Annotated in this window: 11 protein-coding genes; 7 read left to right on the forward strand and 4 right to left on the reverse strand. The window is 62.4% G+C overall.

The window, feature by feature from the left end; translation table 11 throughout:
• Window positions 1-35: 35 nt before the first annotated feature.
• Window positions 36-761, reverse strand: coding sequence for a helix-turn-helix transcriptional regulator (locus tag ACQ4WN_RS21420; protein ID WP_436553339.1), 726 nt, complete (start codon window positions 759-761; stop codon window positions 36-38).
• A 277-nt stretch (window positions 762-1,038) separates the two neighbouring features.
• On the opposite strand from ACQ4WN_RS21420, the gene ACQ4WN_RS21425 reads away from it, so the two are divergent.
• The 5 genes from ACQ4WN_RS21425 to ACQ4WN_RS21445 are packed head-to-tail and all read left to right on the forward strand — an operon-like array spanning window position 1,039 to window position 7,554.
• Complete coding sequence (locus tag ACQ4WN_RS21425) at window positions 1,039-1,722, forward strand: vWA domain-containing protein (protein WP_436553340.1); 684 nt, start codon at window positions 1,039-1,041, stop codon at window positions 1,720-1,722.
• Window positions 1,723-1,736: 14 nt separating this feature from the next.
• Complete coding sequence (locus ACQ4WN_RS21430) at window positions 1,737-2,495, forward strand: PP2C family serine/threonine-protein phosphatase (RefSeq protein ID WP_436553341.1); 759 nt, start codon at window positions 1,737-1,739, stop codon at window positions 2,493-2,495.
• On the forward strand, window positions 2,492-4,840 hold the full coding sequence (locus ACQ4WN_RS21435; protein WP_436553342.1) for a hypothetical protein: 2,349 nt from the start codon (window positions 2,492-2,494) through the stop codon (window positions 4,838-4,840). Before ACQ4WN_RS21430 ends, ACQ4WN_RS21435 begins: the two co-directional genes overlap by 4 nt.
• A 9-nt stretch (window positions 4,841-4,849) precedes the next feature.
• Window positions 4,850-6,196: a toxin-antitoxin system YwqK family antitoxin gene (locus tag ACQ4WN_RS21440; protein ID WP_436553343.1), complete on the forward strand. Its 1,347-nt coding sequence runs from the start codon at window positions 4,850-4,852 to the stop codon at window positions 6,194-6,196.
• Window positions 6,181-7,554: a toxin-antitoxin system YwqK family antitoxin gene (locus tag ACQ4WN_RS21445; RefSeq protein ID WP_436553344.1), complete on the forward strand. Its 1,374-nt coding sequence runs from the start codon at window positions 6,181-6,183 to the stop codon at window positions 7,552-7,554. Before ACQ4WN_RS21440 ends, ACQ4WN_RS21445 begins: the two co-directional genes overlap by 16 nt.
• 242 nt (window positions 7,555-7,796) lie before the next feature.
• Here ACQ4WN_RS21445 and ACQ4WN_RS21450 read toward each other — a convergent pair whose 3' ends face one another.
• The 3 genes from ACQ4WN_RS21450 to nadB form a co-directional block, all read right to left on the reverse strand.
• A complete protein-coding gene (locus ACQ4WN_RS21450; RefSeq protein ID WP_436553345.1) occupies window positions 7,797-8,168 on the reverse strand; it encodes a DUF4304 domain-containing protein in 372 nt (123 codons plus the stop codon).
• A gap of 354 nt (window positions 8,169-8,522) precedes the next feature.
• Window positions 8,523-9,026, reverse strand: coding sequence for a hypothetical protein (locus ACQ4WN_RS21455; RefSeq protein WP_436553346.1), 504 nt, complete (start codon window positions 9,024-9,026; stop codon window positions 8,523-8,525).
• Window positions 9,027-9,056: 30 nt separating this feature from the next.
• Window positions 9,057-10,670, reverse strand: a complete 1,614-nt coding sequence (gene nadB / locus ACQ4WN_RS21460) for an L-aspartate oxidase (protein WP_436553347.1) — start codon at window positions 10,668-10,670, stop codon at window positions 9,057-9,059.
• Between the two features lie 203 nt (window positions 10,671-10,873).
• Between nadB and ACQ4WN_RS21465 the strand changes: the two genes are divergently transcribed.
• Window positions 10,874-12,262, forward strand: coding sequence for a TIGR03013 family XrtA/PEP-CTERM system glycosyltransferase (locus ACQ4WN_RS21465; protein WP_436553348.1), 1,389 nt, complete (start codon window positions 10,874-10,876; stop codon window positions 12,260-12,262).
• Window positions 12,259-14,310: an XrtA/PEP-CTERM system histidine kinase PrsK gene (gene prsK / locus ACQ4WN_RS21470; RefSeq protein ID WP_436553349.1), complete on the forward strand. Its 2,052-nt coding sequence runs from the start codon at window positions 12,259-12,261 to the stop codon at window positions 14,308-14,310. Before ACQ4WN_RS21465 ends, prsK begins: the two co-directional genes overlap by 4 nt.

The raw sequence follows: 14,310 nt of genomic DNA on the forward strand, positions 1-14,310 counted from the left end.
ATGCACCGCGCATCATCCGATCGGATGACACGGCGTCATGCATCGAGTACCGCCAGATGGGCCGTTGCGCCATGGATCAGGGCGATCAGCTCGCCCTGGCGCCGCGTATCCGTCTTCAGATAGGTGTGATGCAGATGCGTCTTGACGGTGTTGACGCTGATGCCGCCGCGCGCGGCGATTTCCTCGATGGTCGCCCCTTGCGCCAGCGCCTTGCCCACTTGCGCTTCGGCTTGCGTCAGGTCGAACAGCTGGCGCAAGGCAGGGACAGACGTGCTCGCTTGCGTCGGGTCGCGCGCGATCAGCAGCGCGCATGGCGGCTGGCAATCGGCAAGCGGGGTGACAGTCAGGGCCAGCGGCGCCTGCTGCTTGCGCGCCAGGCGCAGCGACTGACATTGCGCTGCGCCGCCGGTGCTGGCGATGACCAGGCGCACGGCGTGCACCAGGGCGGGCGGCGCGGCGTGTTCCAGTTGCGCCGTATGCAGGGCGTAGCCGGCGGGGGTGGCGAAGCGCAGCCCGAGGTTGGCATCGAGCACCAGCACGGCGGCGCCCATGGCGTCGAGCGCTGCCAGCGCGCAGTGGCTGGCCAGTTGTGCTTCGCGCAGGCGCTGCTGCAGGCACAGCGCGCGTTGCAGATGCGGCAAGATTTCTTGCCATTGCTGGCCGCTCAGGTCAGCGCTGTCGAGCCGTGGCCAGTCGCCTGCGCCGCAGGCTGAGTCGTACATGGCGCCGATCAGTTTGCCCACATTCATTGCCGTGCTCATGCTTGCCCCCATTTCCTCATTACATCAGTGTGCCGCGGGCGTGCAGGTGCGGAACTGGGTAAGGGCCGTGTGGTACAGCAATTTGCCCCAACTTTGTAAGGAAGGGCTGATCGCTGCCATCTGGCCTGGGCAACTTTCAAGATAGTACAAAGATAGTGCTGCCGCAATGGTGTGAGGAAATCTGCCTGGATAGTGTTCTGTAGGAAACTCGCGCGGCTAAAACACGTCCATGATGTAAGATTCGCACTATGTTCGATTTTACATTTACCGATTGCCCATGAGTTCAATAATGATCCCCGACGTCGCCCTGGTCGACAATACCGAACAACGCACGCCGCTGGTGCTCGTGCTGGACTGCTCCGGCAGCATGGATGGCGAACCCGTCTCGCTGCTGAACGAAGGCCTGGCCTTGCTGGAACAGGAGCTCAAGTCCGATGTCATTGCCGCCAAGCGCGTGCGCATCCTGGTGATTCAATATGGCGCCCACGATGAAGCCGCGGTGGCCAGCAACTGGTGCGACGCCATGGATTTCACGGCGCCCCATCTTGAGGCGAACGGCACCACGCCGACCGGCGTGGCCGTCGAACTGGCCCTGGCCGAAATCGAGCAGGAAAAGCAGCGCTTCCGCCAGGCGGGCGTGGCGTACACGCGGCCATGGCTGTTTTTGATGTCGGACGGCGAACCGACGGACCGCTGGCAGCAGGGCGCCGAACAGGCACGCGCGGCCGAGCAGGCGAACAAGGTAGCGATCTTCCCCATCGCCGTGGGCGACAATGCAAATATCGATACCTTGGGGCAGTTTTCCAGCCGTGGCGAGCGGGGCGTGAAGCAGCTGAAAGGCTTGCAGTTCCGCGAACTGTTCCTGTGGCTGAGCGCCAGCATGCAGGTGGTGTCGCAATCGCGTCCCGGTGCGCAGGCGCAGCTGGCCTCGACGGACGGCTGGTCTGTCGTGAATACGTGAAAGCCCGCTGATCCATGGCGATAGCAAATCAGCATTGGCGCGTGTTTGGCGCCTCCGTCACGGGCAAGGCGCACCTGGATAAAGATATCCCATGCCAGGATGCGCACGCGCATGCCGTCGTGGGCGACGTTTTGGTGGCCATCGTTTGCGATGGCGCCGGTTCGGCTCGGTTGAGCCAGCAAGGCGCGCAGTTTGTTGCTGCGCAAACCGTGCAGGCGCTGGCCGGACGGCTGGCGCAGGGTGCCAGCGTGCAGGATTTGCATGACGGCGCGCTGGCCGGCACGCTGGCGCAAATCCGCGCCGCGCTGGATGACATCGCCCGTGCCGCCAACGCCACCCTCGACGACTACGCCAGCACCGTGGTGGGCGTGGTCATGGGCGCCGACAACGGTTTCTTTTTCCACCTGGGCGATGGCCTGGGCGTAGCGCAACTGGGCGATGGTGGCGAGCTGATTTCGTTGCCCGCCAACGGCGAATATGCGAATGAAACCTATTTTCTGTCCGGCGAGCGCTGGCGCGAACAGCTGCGCCTGCTTGCGATTCCGCAAGCCGTGCGCGGCGTGGTGCTGATGTCTGACGGCTGCATGCCCTTTGCCATGAGCAAGAACAATGCGGCGCTGTACGCACCGTTCATGGATGCCGTGCAAGGCTATCTGCGCACGGTCGAGAGCGTAGAGTTGGGCGATGCAGCGCTGGCGTCCACCCTGGCCGACCCGCGCACGCACCAGATCACGGGCGACGACAAGACGCTGATGCTGGCCTTGCGCGCATGAGTCAGAAGCAAGGCGTCACGCCCGGTCTGAGTCCGGGTGGCAAGATCTGGCTGGATAAAGCCAGAAGTCTTGTCTTGGGCAAACTCGTCAAGAGCGGCGGTGCGGGTAGCGTGTATCTGCTGCCCGGCGCGCCCGCGCAGGTGGCCAAGCTGTACCATCCGCACCTGGACCGGGCCGCCAACCGGCGCAAGCTCGAAGCGATGCTGGAACTGTCGCCCGAGCTGCCCGATCAATTGGAAAACGGCAAGCGCTACGTGCAGATCGCCTGGCCGCAAGCGGCCGTGTTCGACGGCCAGGGCGGCTTTGCCGGCTTCGTCATGCCCCTGCTGGACATGGCCCAGACGGCCGAGCTGGAGCAAATCATGCAGGAGCGCCAGGCGCGCGCAGCCGGCTTGCCCACGGGGCTCGGTCCCAAGCTGACCCTGGCCGCCAACCTGGCCGCCGTCATCGATGCGCTGCACCAGCAGCAGCATTACGTGGTCGACTTGAAACCGGTGAATCTGCGCTTTTACCGCGATTCGCTGTACATCGCCATGCTTGATTGCGATGGTTTCAGCATCCAGGGCCATGCGGAGCGTTTTCCTGCCGAGCAATTCACGGCTGACTACCTGGCGCCGGAATTCCAGCGCAAGGGCATGCCGGTGGGCACGGAAATGGCGCAAGACCGTTTTGCGCTGGCCGTTATCATCTTCCAGTTGCTGAACTTTGGCATCCACCCGTACAGTGGGCGGCCCGGCAATGCGCAGGTGGCGACCGATATTCCCGGGCGCATCCGCGACGGCTGCTATGCGTATGGCGTGAAACGCCACAAGCAGCTGGCGCCGAATGCCACCAGCGGCCACGCGCTGATGCCGCCCGAATTGCGCGCCATGTTCGATCGTGCGTTTTCTCAATCCCCAAAACCGCAGCGGCCATCGGCGGCAGACTGGGCGCAGTTGTTGCGCGGCTATGCACAGCGCAGCGGCGGCAAGCTCGTCGTTTGTACCGCGAACCCCGAACACCAGCATTTCGTGGGCCAGGGCTGCGCTGCCTGCGCGCGCGACAAGGTCATCGGTGCGGCCGCGCAAGCCTCGGTGCAGGCGCAGCAGAGGCAACTGCTGCAACCATCGTGGCCGCAGCAGCGCAGCGCGCGCGGCGCGCACCATACGGCCCCCGGCCAGGCGCCGGTCGCCATTCCATTATCGGGCAACACGGGCGGCGGCATCACGGGCAAGGGCTGGGCCGTGCTGGTGCTGCTGATCGTGCTGTTCCTGATCGGCTTTACGGCCTGGACGTCGTCGCCCGAGGAAGTCAAGAACAAGGCTGCCATGCAGGCGGAAGCCGACCAGGCGGCGGGGCGCGAAGTGTTTGCCTGGCGCCAGCGCAAGACGACCGGTTTCCAGCCATCGGACGCGCGCAAGGCCGTGCGCAGCCTGTCGCAAGCGGTCAGCGAGGGCGACGATGACGCCGTGACGCGCGGCTTGCAGCTGCTGTACCGGGAAGGGGAAGGCAAATCGTCCGGCTACAGCGGCGACAGGGTGCGCGCGCGGCTGCGTGCGACCTTGATGGAGGGCATGGGCGCGATGGCGGGCTACGATTCTGAACTGGCAAACACCTATCTTGACCAGTTGCAAGCGGACCCGCGCGATCATCTGGCGGCGGCGGCCATGGGGCGCATGCATCTGAGCCTGGACGAACGACAGGCGGCGCGCCAGTATTTCGAGCAAGCCGTGTGGGCACGCCCCACCGATGGCGTCGCCTGGCTGGGCATCGCGGCCAGCGCGCTGCTGCGCGGCGGCGACGAGCGCGATGCCGTGAATCTGGTGGCGCTGGCGCAGCTGACGGCTTACCGTTATGCGGTGGAGAACGCCTTGCCGACGGAAGCGGGCGAGCCGGCGGACAATGGTGTCGCCCGCACGATGCAGCGCATGGACCTGAACGCCAAGTTGCTGCGCCTTGCTCAGGGGCGGGCCTACCAGCAGCGCTGGGACAAGGCGCTGGCCGATGGCGCGCTGCTGGCGGCCAGGCTCAAGGCCATGCCGCCCTTGCGGGATCAGGTCGGCGGCGTGCAGCGCGAGACGATGACGACGGTTGAATATGGCGTGCTTGACGAAAAGCATGCAACGGGTGAAAACCGCTTGACCCTGACCATTGCCGCCGACGGCACCCTGAGCTATGCGGCGGCCGAGTTGCCGATGGAGCCGATGCTCAACAAGGTGCTGCTCGATAGCGTCAAGCGCTGGACCTACTTGCCGGCCGTGCAGCACGGTCAATTGCGCGATGCCAAGGTGGTGGTGCTGGTGCGTTACCGCAATGGCCGGGTTAGCTTCGTGCCGGGCGGTGTGGCCGTCACGGCGGATAATTAGAGGAATACCATGAAAATCAAGACGATATGCGCCTTACTAGGCGCCTCCTTGCTGGCCTCAGGCATGGCGCAGGCGGACATCGTGCAGCGCCTGGTATTGACAGCCATGGCGGCCGAGCCAGATAGCGAGGGCGGCGATGTGTTCACTATTGCCGGCACGACAGCCTGCGGCGACAAGCAGATACGCATGGATGCCCGCTCGGTGAATCTGGACGAGGCGCCGTATGACGCGCTGAAAGCCGATCTGGCCCGGCATATCCGCGCCAGAACGCCCATGCGCGTCACCCTGAAAAAATGCCCGGACGATGCGAGCGTACCCATCGTGCGCCAGATTGCCGCCTGCACACAAGCCAGTTGCGCCGATGGCCGGGCGCGGCTGTATCTGCACGAACGTTTCTTCCCCATAGAGCAAGAAAAAGCAGCGAATGTGCTGCTGTTGCCCTTGCCGATAGGCAAGATGCCCGGCACGTGGAAGGTGGACATTGTCAGCGTGGCAGGCCACAAGCTGCGCCTGTCGGGCCATGTCAACAAGGCCGATTATGCCTCCGGTGAACTGGTGGGCGGCTATGTCACGTATTACCCGAGCGGCAAGATCGAGAAGCAGGTGGCGCAGGATGGGCAGGGCCAACAGCACGGCATCGGCAGCAAGTACTTTCCCGACGGCACCCTGGAGCTGCGCGGTGAATGGCGCCATGGCTTGCCCGAGGGCGAGCACCAGCGTTATCACGCCACGGGCAAGCTGAGCGAGGCGACGCTCTACCTCAACGGCACGCAAGTCGACGGGCCTGTGCAGACCTTTGATGAAAATGGCAAGCTGAGCAGCAGCTACACTTTGCGCGGCGGCAAGATGGAAGGCGAGATGCTCACGTACTTCCCGGATGGGAAAATCTCCAGCCGCGCAGAAATGCAGCACGGCAAGTTCAATGGCGTTAGCACGAATTACTACCCCGATGGCGCCGTGCGCGCCAGGATGACGCAGGTCAACGACCTGCCGACTGGCGTGGCGATGGAATTCTATCCAGATGGCAAGGTGGAGAGCCGCCAGCAGTACGGTGACAAGGGCGGGCTGCTGAGCTTGCAGCGCTACAGCCCCCAGGGTGTGCTGGTGCTGGAAAGACGGTGGGATACGCAATTGCGCGAGCAGGGCACGTCGCGCTCGTGGTACGAGAACGGCAAGCCCGAGCAATCCATCGAGTACCTGAACGACCGGCGCGAGGGCTGGAGCCGCAGCTGGCGCGAGGATGGCAGCCTGAAGAATGAATGCCGGTATGTGGCCGGCAAGGCGCAGGGCGACTGCGGCGAAGCGCCGCCAGCGCCGGAACTGCAGCGAAAGGAGCAGGCATGGCGCGCACTTTGAACCATTTGTTTGGCGCCATGCTGCTGTTGCCGGCGCTGGCCCACGCCGAGATTGAGCAGCGGCAAATAGTCACCGCGATCAAGGCGACGCCCGACGGCGATGTGCTGACCCTCGCCAGCGACAGCGGCTGCGGCGGCAGGCAGGTGCTGATGAATGCCGTTTCCGTGGGCCTGGATAAGGATCAGTATGTCGCCATGAAGCATCAATTGGTTCCCTTGATCCGCCACAAGACGCCCTTGCTGATGCGTATCACATCGTGTCCCGCGCCAGGCAAGGTGGAAGGCGAAGCGGGAGCGCTCGCCATGCCCGAAGTTGGCAAGCTGGGCCGCTGCGAGCCGCAGGCCTGTGCCGACGGCAAGCCGCGTTTGTACCTGAATCACAATCTATCGAGCGGCGAAGTCAAGGAACATGCGCGCTATGCGCTGGTCCTGCCGCTGCCGCCAGGCAAGACGCCAGGCACCTGGCACGTCGAGGTTTATCATGTGCGCGAAGGCGAGCCGAAGCGTCTGACGGGCCAGGTCAACGATCGCGATTACCTGCGCGGCAAGCTGGTGGGCAACTACAGCATGTATTACCCGCATGGACAGCTGGAAATGCAGGTCGAGCAAGATGGGCGAGGCGTGCAGCAGGGGACGCAGACCCGCTATTACCCTGACGGCAAGATGTCCATACGCGGCACGTGGCGCAACGGCGTGCAGGAGGGGGAAGAGCAGACCTATCACCAGAATGGCAAGCTGATCGAGTCGCGCACCTACCGCAACGGCGCCCGTGCCGATGGCCTGGTGGAAACGTTCGACAAGGATGGCAAGCTGCGCACGCGCATGACGCAGGTCAAGGGCCAGACGGAGGGCGAATTGCTGCTGTTCTATCCGGACGGCACAGTAGAAAGCCGCAGCCTGTATGTGAACGGCATCCAGACGGGGCCGAGCACCAGCTATTTCCCGGATGGCAAGGTGCATCGCACAGGCAACTATGTCGACGGCAAGCCTGCTGGCGAAAGCGTCGAGTATTACCCGGACGGCAAGGTCGCCAGCAAGCGCACGCACAGCGGTCACTACGTCATGCGCAGCGAACAGCGCTTCAGCCGGGCCGGCGTATTGATCGTGCACAAGCTGTGGAATGCGGGCGGGCGCGAGGAGGGCGCATTGCGTTCCTGGTATGCAAATGGCAAGCCGAGGCAGCTGATTAAATATGTCGATGGCGAGCGCCAGGGCTGGACGCGGCACTGGCGTGCGGACGGCAGTGTGGAAAGCGAATGCCGCTATGTTGCCGACGTGGCGCAGGGGGAATGTACCGGCGAGTCAGCCAAGTTTTCTTACACGGAAGATGGCATCGAGTTTGACATGCCGGAACCCTGAACAGGGAAAGTCACTGCCGTCCGATCACTGGTGCGTGACTAGCCTTTTGCGAGGCATGTACAGGTACTGGAGTGACACTGGATGGCGCCCAGAGCTCGTCCGGCCGCAGCACCGTGGTCGTGGCGGCATTTCGCATATAAATACCGTTGGCTGCCTGGACTGATCCGTAGCGCATGGCTGTTTGTGCCGAGCAGGACCTTTTGTGGGCGGCAGCTTTCGCCCCAAAGCGGACGGTCGAGTAATTAGGTGGATATTCGAACTTCTTTAAAGACTAACCCTTTTTTTGAATCCGAATCTGCCAGCCGAGAAGCGTCGCTTAGGCGCTCTCTCGCGGCGAACCATGACAGCGCATTATCAAGAGCCACGACGGGCTCAGCGAGCGCTAGTCTCATTTGCACATGACATTTATTCTCTGTTGGATTCGTCAGACTTCCGAGCGCGAGGAAGTAGGTACCAAGATTAATATAGTAGTCGCCACTTCCCCAGGGCGACTTCGTTACGTTCAGAACTGCAATACTTTCCGCCTGTAATCTTCGCCAAGTTGCGTTAGACTTTTTAAATCCATGAGCCTTTAAAAGCGGAGCAATGGTTTTGATGAAGGTTTCTGAGTTCATAAATAATTTGTCAGCTATTGGCCGGATTCGGCCATACGCAACTAGCCCTTTCTTTTGGATTTTTCGTGTTGCAAAATCGACCTGCACTCGTCTGCGGTTGGCACGTTTTTCGCAGTCAGTATGGTATGCCAGCCACCGCAATCAGGGTCAGGGCAACCACACACCGTTGTTCGCACCGGGTGCTGGGTTAATCCATCGCGTTTCTGAATAGCATTAGTTCGTTCCTGACTCTTGATAAGGTGGACTACTGCGCCTCGACTCAAAAATTTCCCTGCCATGATTTTCCACTAGGTACCCTGAACCGCTCAAGACGTTAACGTTTTTAATGTCTGCTGTTGGCCAGTTGTAGCCACCTCAAATTCCATAATTGTTTTGAACAGCGGCCTTCAGTTCAGCCTGCGACAAGCCTCCTTGCTGCCAAAAATAAAAAAAATACTCCAATGTTTCGGCAGGAGCGCCAATATCCATAGGATGCAAGACGCATATGGCAGTTCTTATTTTCAAAACGTCTGGCTCGTCCGATTGGTCTCGCCCTTCAATTGCTCGCCAGAGGCGTACACGCTCCCTGATGACTTCCTCAGCCGTCGCCGCACCGGTGATGTATCGATGCGCCACAGCTGCTGCTGACTTGGCAACCTCAGGCAATTGGGAAGTCACTCGTTCAATAGCCTCAAGCATGAATCGCTGAGCTAAAAGTTGTTCTGCAGGGTCATCCAGGTCCACCGCAGATGCAATGGCATCAAAAAGGTTACTATGCAACATTTCCATCCAGTTTAGGTGATTGCTCGATGCCTGCAGCGTGGGCGCTTCTGGCAAATAGCGGAACACCGCAATGCCTGATCGTACGATGTGATGCAATCAGCATTCGACGGCGCTTGTGTATGTCGCCTACCTATGCGGCGGCGTCAGCACGCTGGCGATGGCTTTGGGCAAGGTTTCCGGATAATCTCGGCTGAAGTGCAGGCCGCGGCTTTCCCGGCGCGACAGGGCGCTGTTGACGATCATCGACGCCACGTCGACCAGGTTGCGCAGTTCCAGCAGGTCGTGCGTGATGCGGAAGTTGCGGTAGTACTCGTCGATTTCCTCTTTCAGCAGCGCGATGCGGTGCTGGGCGCGTTCCAGGCGCTTGGTCGTGCGTACGATGCCCACGTAATTCCACATGAAGCGGCGCAGCTCGTCCCAATTGTGGGAAATCACTACTTCCTCATCCGCATCCGTGACGCGGCTTTCATCCCAGTCGGGCAGATACGGCGTGCCCAGCTTTTCCTTGCTTTCGATGTCTTGCGCGCAGGCGCGGCCGATGACGATGCATTCGAGCAAGGAATTCGACGCCAGGCGGTTCGCCCCATGCAAGCCCGTGCAGGCCGTCTCGCCCACCGCATACAGGCCCGGCAAGTCGGCGCGACCGGACAGGTCCGTGACGACGCCGCCGCAGGTGTAGTGGGCGGCGGGCACGATGGGGATCGGCTGCTTGGTGATGTCGATGCCCAGTTCCAGGCAGCGCGCGTAAATCGTGGGGAAATGTTCGATGAGGAATGCGGCCGGCTTGTGGCTGATGTCCAGGTGCACGTAGTCGAGACCCCGTTTCTTGATCTCGAAGTCGATGGCGCGCGCCACCACGTCTCGCGGTGCCAGTTCGGCCCGCTCATCGTGGGCCAGCATGAAGCGCGTGCCCGCTGCCGCGCCCGCTTCAGGCGGCAGTTTCAGCAATCCCCCTTCGCCACGGATGGCTTCGGTGATCAGGAACGATTTCGCGTAAGGGTGGTACAGGCAAGTGGGGTGGAACTGGATGAATTCCATGTTCGACACGCGGCAGCCGGCGCGCCAGGCCATGGCGATGCCGTCGCCGCTGGCCGTGTCCGGGTTGGTGGTATATAAATACACCTTGCCCGCGCCGCCCGTGGCCAGCACGGTATGCTCGGCGGCAAAGGTGTGCACCTTGCCCGTTTGTTCATCCTGCACGTACAGGCCGTGGCAATGCGGTTGCGCATTGCGCTGGGTCGGCTTCATGCCCAGCTTGTCGGAGGTGATCAGGTCGATCGCGCAGTGGTGTTCGAACAGGCTGATATTCGGGTGGGAGCGTACCTTCTCTTCCAGCGTCACTTGCACGGCGTGGCCCGTGGCGTCGGCCGCGTGGATGATGCGGCGCTGGCTGTGGCCGCCTTCGCGGGTCAGGTGGAAGCCCAGCTCGGCCGTGGCGTCGCGCGTAAACGGCACGCCTTGCTCGATCAGCCATTCGATGGCTTCGCGGCCGTGCTCGACGATGTAGCGCGTGGCGCTCTCGTCGCACAGGCCGCCGCCCGCGATCAGGGTGTCTTCGATGTGCTGCTGGTGGCTGTCGCCCGAGTCCAGCACGGCCGCGATCCCGCCTTGCGCCCAGTTGCTGGCGCCATCGAGCAGCGCGCGTTTGGAAATGATCGCGACAGTGCGCGTCTCAGCTAAATGCAGTGCAACCGATAAACCCGCCAGGCCGCTGCCGACAATCGCTACATCAAATTTCATGACATTTATCTCTTTTAGGGGAAGCATACTATATGCCATTTCCCCTCATTCGGTAATGTGTTGAGATAAATTCTGCCAGCGAAAGATAGCTGGGGCCGTAGCTTGTGGCGCATCAATGTCTTCGTGGAACAGTTGGCCATCATGGCAAGACAGCAGCAAGCCGCCCTGTGCGCGGCCTGATGCTTTTTGCCGCAGGAGGAACCATGATCCGCATCTTCAGCCATTATGTCTCGAAAACAGCGTTCATCCTGCTGTTGCTGGAAATCCTGATCCTGCTGCTGTCGGCCACCCTGACATCGCTGCTGTGGCTGGCGGACGGCAGCCGCGTGCTGCGGCTGGGCGAAGTCTATCTGTCGTCGGCGATCTTTGCACTGGTCATCGTGTTCAGCATGAGTGCGCTGGGCATGTACCAGCACCGTTCGCGCGAAGACATCCGCAACACTTTATTGCGCATCCTGCCGTCGTTCGCGCTGGGTTTTGCCGTACTCAGCGTATTGATCCGTTTCGTCCCGTCCTTGCATTTCGGGCGCGGCAGCGTGCTGATCTTCGGCCTGGGTGCCATCGGCGTGCTGCTGGCGCGCCTGGTGGTGTTCAAATCCTCGCAATCGGCGCTGATGGAAGGCCGGCTGATCCTGGTGGGCGGCGGGGTGCTGGCGCGCGAATGCATGGAATTGGCCGCTAGCAAGATCGGCTTCCACCAGTTTACGGTGGTCGGCTGCATCGATGTGGCTGGCGAGCAATGCTGCGTGCCGGTATCGGCCTTGCTGCCGGCCGAACCGTCGCTGCTGGCCATGGCCCAGCGCCATGCGGCGCATGAGATCGTCGTGTCCGTCAGCGACCGGCGCAATGGCGCGTTTCCTGCCAAGCAACTATTGGAATGCGCACTGGGCGGCGTCAAGGTGATCGATGCGGCCACATTTTTCGAGCGCGAAGCGTGCCAGATCCGCATCGATTCATTGCAACCGAGCTATCTGATCTATGGCGGTGGCTTCGACCAGAGTTTTTTCCGCGCCGCCTCGAAGCGTCTGTTCGACCTGGCGGCCAGCAGCGTCATCTGTCTGGCGGCGCAGCCCGTGATGCTGGTGACGGCGCTGTGCATCCGCCTGGAAGACGGCGGCCCCGTGTTTTACCAGCAGGAGCGGGTGGGGCGCGATGGCTTGCCTTTTAACGTGCTGAAATTTCGCAGCATGCGCTGCGATGCCGAGCGCGACGGCAAGCCCATCTGGGCGCTGACCGACGATGCGCGCATCACGCGGGTGGGCAAGCTGATCCGCAAGCTGCGCATCGACGAGTTGCCGCAACTGCTCAATGTGTTTCGCGGCGAGATGAGTTTTGTCGGGCCACGCCCCGAGCGCGCGTATTTTGTCGAGCAACTGAAGCAGCAGGTGCCGTACTACAACATTCGTCACAGCATCAAGCCGGGCATCACGGGCCTGGCGCAGGTGCGCTATCAATATGGCGCCTCCGTCGACGATGCCGTGAAGAAGCTGCAATACGATTTGTATTATGTGAAAAACAATAGCCTGTTCCTCGACTTGCTGATCTTGCTCGATACGGTGCAGGTGGTGCTGTTTGGCAAGGGCAGCCGATGATGGGGGCGCAGTCGGACTGGCTGGCGGCGGCCGACGCGGCGGCCCTCAGCCATGGCCTGGCGTCGCTGGCGTTCTTCGTGCTGGCGCTGCTACTCATCAGCAACTGGCGCGCGCGGCAAAACGTGCGCGTCTTGCTGGTGGCTTGCCTGGCGACCGGTGGCTGGGCCACGGGCACGGTGGTGCTCGTGCTGCTGGGGCAACGCATCGCGCTGGCCGGTGATGCGCTGGAGTTGCTGCGCACCCTGGCCTGGCTGGTGTTTTTGCTGCTGCTGATCGAACCGTCGCGGCCCCGCTTGCACATGGTGCTGGTGAGCATCGTCCTCACGGCGCTGGCGCCCGCGTTGTTCGCGCTGGCCTCGTCGTGGCTGGCACTGCCTTTGCCGGCGCGCATCATCGCCAGCGTCAGCCGTTTGCTGCTGGCCGTGCTGGGCATGTTGCTGGTGGAACAGTGGTACCGCAATACGCCGCCCTTGAAACGCTGGGGCATCAAGTTTGCCTGCCTGGGCGTGGGCGGCCTGTTCGCCTACGATTTTTATCTGTACAGCGACGCCTTGCTGTTTCGCGCGATCAACGACGACATCTGGGCCGCGCGCGGCATCGTCGACGCCCTGTGCGCGCCGCTGCTGGCCGTGTCGGCCGCGCGCAATCCCGGCTGGGCGCTGGGCCTGTCCGTCTCGCGCCAGATGCTGTACCGCTCGGCCGCCTTGCTGGGTTCGGCCATCTATCTGCTGGCCATGGCGGCCAGCGCCTATTACTTGCGCTATGTCGGCGGCACCTGGGGTTCGCTGATGCAGATGGCTTACCTGGGCGGCGCGGCCCTGTTGCTGGCGGGCGTGCTGTTTTCCGGCAGCCTGCGCGCCAAGCTCAAGGTCACTATCAACAAGCATTTTTACAATGCCATCTTCGATTACCGCGAGGAATGGCTGAGGTTTACGCGGGCGCTGTCCGAAGATGGCCCGGCCCTGGGTGAACGCACGATACAGGCCATGGCGCAACTGGTGGAAAGCCGCGCAGGCGCGCTGTGGATATTGCGCGAGCAGGGGCAGTTTGTCCCGGCCGCCAGCTGGAACTGGCCACCGAGCACGTGGAGCGAGCCGGCGTCGGGTCCCCTGTGCCAGTTCCTGGAGGCAAGACTATGGGTGGTCGACGTGCCTGACTGCCAGCAAAACCCGCGCCAGTACGGCGGCCTGCTGTTACCGCCGGCCCTGCTGGCGTTGCCGCAAGTGTGGCTGCTGGTACCCTTGATGCTGCATGGCCAGCTGTTCGCCTTTGTCGCGCTGGCGCGGCCGCGCACGCGTATCGGCTTGAACTGGGAAATCCGCGACGTGCTGAAAATTGCCGGCAGCCAGGCCGCCAGTTACCTGGCGCACCGCGAATCGCTCGACACCCTGACGGTGGCGCGCCAGTTCGATTCGTTCAACCGCCTGTCCACTTTTATTGTGCACGACCTCAAAAACCTGGTGTTCCACCTGTCCTTGTTGTTAAGCAATGCCGAAAAACACCGCGCCAATCCCGCCTTTCAGCAAGACATGCTGGGCACCCTGGACCATTCCGTGCAGAAAATGAAGACCTTGCTGCAGAAACTCGCGCGTGGTGAGGCGCCGGAAGCGCCGGCGCCGCTGCTGCTCGATGGCTTGCTGCGCCAGGCCGTGGCCGCCAAAGCCAGCCTGGCGCCGGCGCCCCGGCTGGAAATCGTCGATGGCGAGCTGACGGTGCTGGCCAACCGCGCGCGCCTGGAACGCGTGCTGGGACATTTGATCCAGAACGCCATCGAGGCGACGGCCAGCGATGGCAAGGTGGCTGTGCGGCTGCGGCGCGAGCAGCACACTGCCGTGGTCGAGCTCGACGATACGGGGCAGGGCATGAGCGAACAATTCATCCGTGAACGTCTGTTCAAACCGTTTGACACGACCAAGACGGCGGGCATGGGCATCGGCGTGTTCGAAAGCCGCGAATACCTGCGGGAAGTGGGCGGCAGCCTGGAAGTGCGAAGCGAACCCGACGTCGGCACCACGTTCCGCGTGATCCTGCCGCTGCACGCGGCCTAG

This window comes from Janthinobacterium pasteuri, from assembly GCF_051380775.1.
Classification (GTDB): Bacteria; Pseudomonadota; Gammaproteobacteria; order Burkholderiales; family Burkholderiaceae_D; genus Janthinobacterium.

Coding starts and splice junctions, on each gene's coding strand:
- ACQ4WN_RS21420 (WP_436553339.1), bottom strand. CDS start 761: ATGAGCACGGCAATGAATGTGGGCAAACTGATCGGCGCCATGTACGAC.
- ACQ4WN_RS21425 (WP_436553340.1), top strand. CDS start 1,039: ATGAGTTCAATAATGATCCCCGACGTCGCCCTGGTCGACAATACCGAA.
- ACQ4WN_RS21430 (WP_436553341.1), top strand. CDS start 1,737: ATGGCGATAGCAAATCAGCATTGGCGCGTGTTTGGCGCCTCCGTCACG.
- ACQ4WN_RS21435 (WP_436553342.1), top strand. CDS start 2,492: ATGAGTCAGAAGCAAGGCGTCACGCCCGGTCTGAGTCCGGGTGGCAAG.
- ACQ4WN_RS21440 (WP_436553343.1), top strand. CDS start 4,850: ATGAAAATCAAGACGATATGCGCCTTACTAGGCGCCTCCTTGCTGGCC.
- ACQ4WN_RS21445 (WP_436553344.1), top strand. CDS start 6,181: ATGGCGCGCACTTTGAACCATTTGTTTGGCGCCATGCTGCTGTTGCCG.
- ACQ4WN_RS21450 (WP_436553345.1), bottom strand. CDS start 8,168: ATGAACTCAGAAACCTTCATCAAAACCATTGCTCCGCTTTTAAAGGCT.
- nadB (WP_436553347.1), bottom strand. CDS start 10,670: ATGAAATTTGATGTAGCGATTGTCGGCAGCGGCCTGGCGGGTTTATCG.
- ACQ4WN_RS21465 (WP_436553348.1), top strand. CDS start 10,874: ATGATCCGCATCTTCAGCCATTATGTCTCGAAAACAGCGTTCATCCTG.
- prsK (WP_436553349.1), top strand. CDS start 12,259: ATGATGGGGGCGCAGTCGGACTGGCTGGCGGCGGCCGACGCGGCGGCC.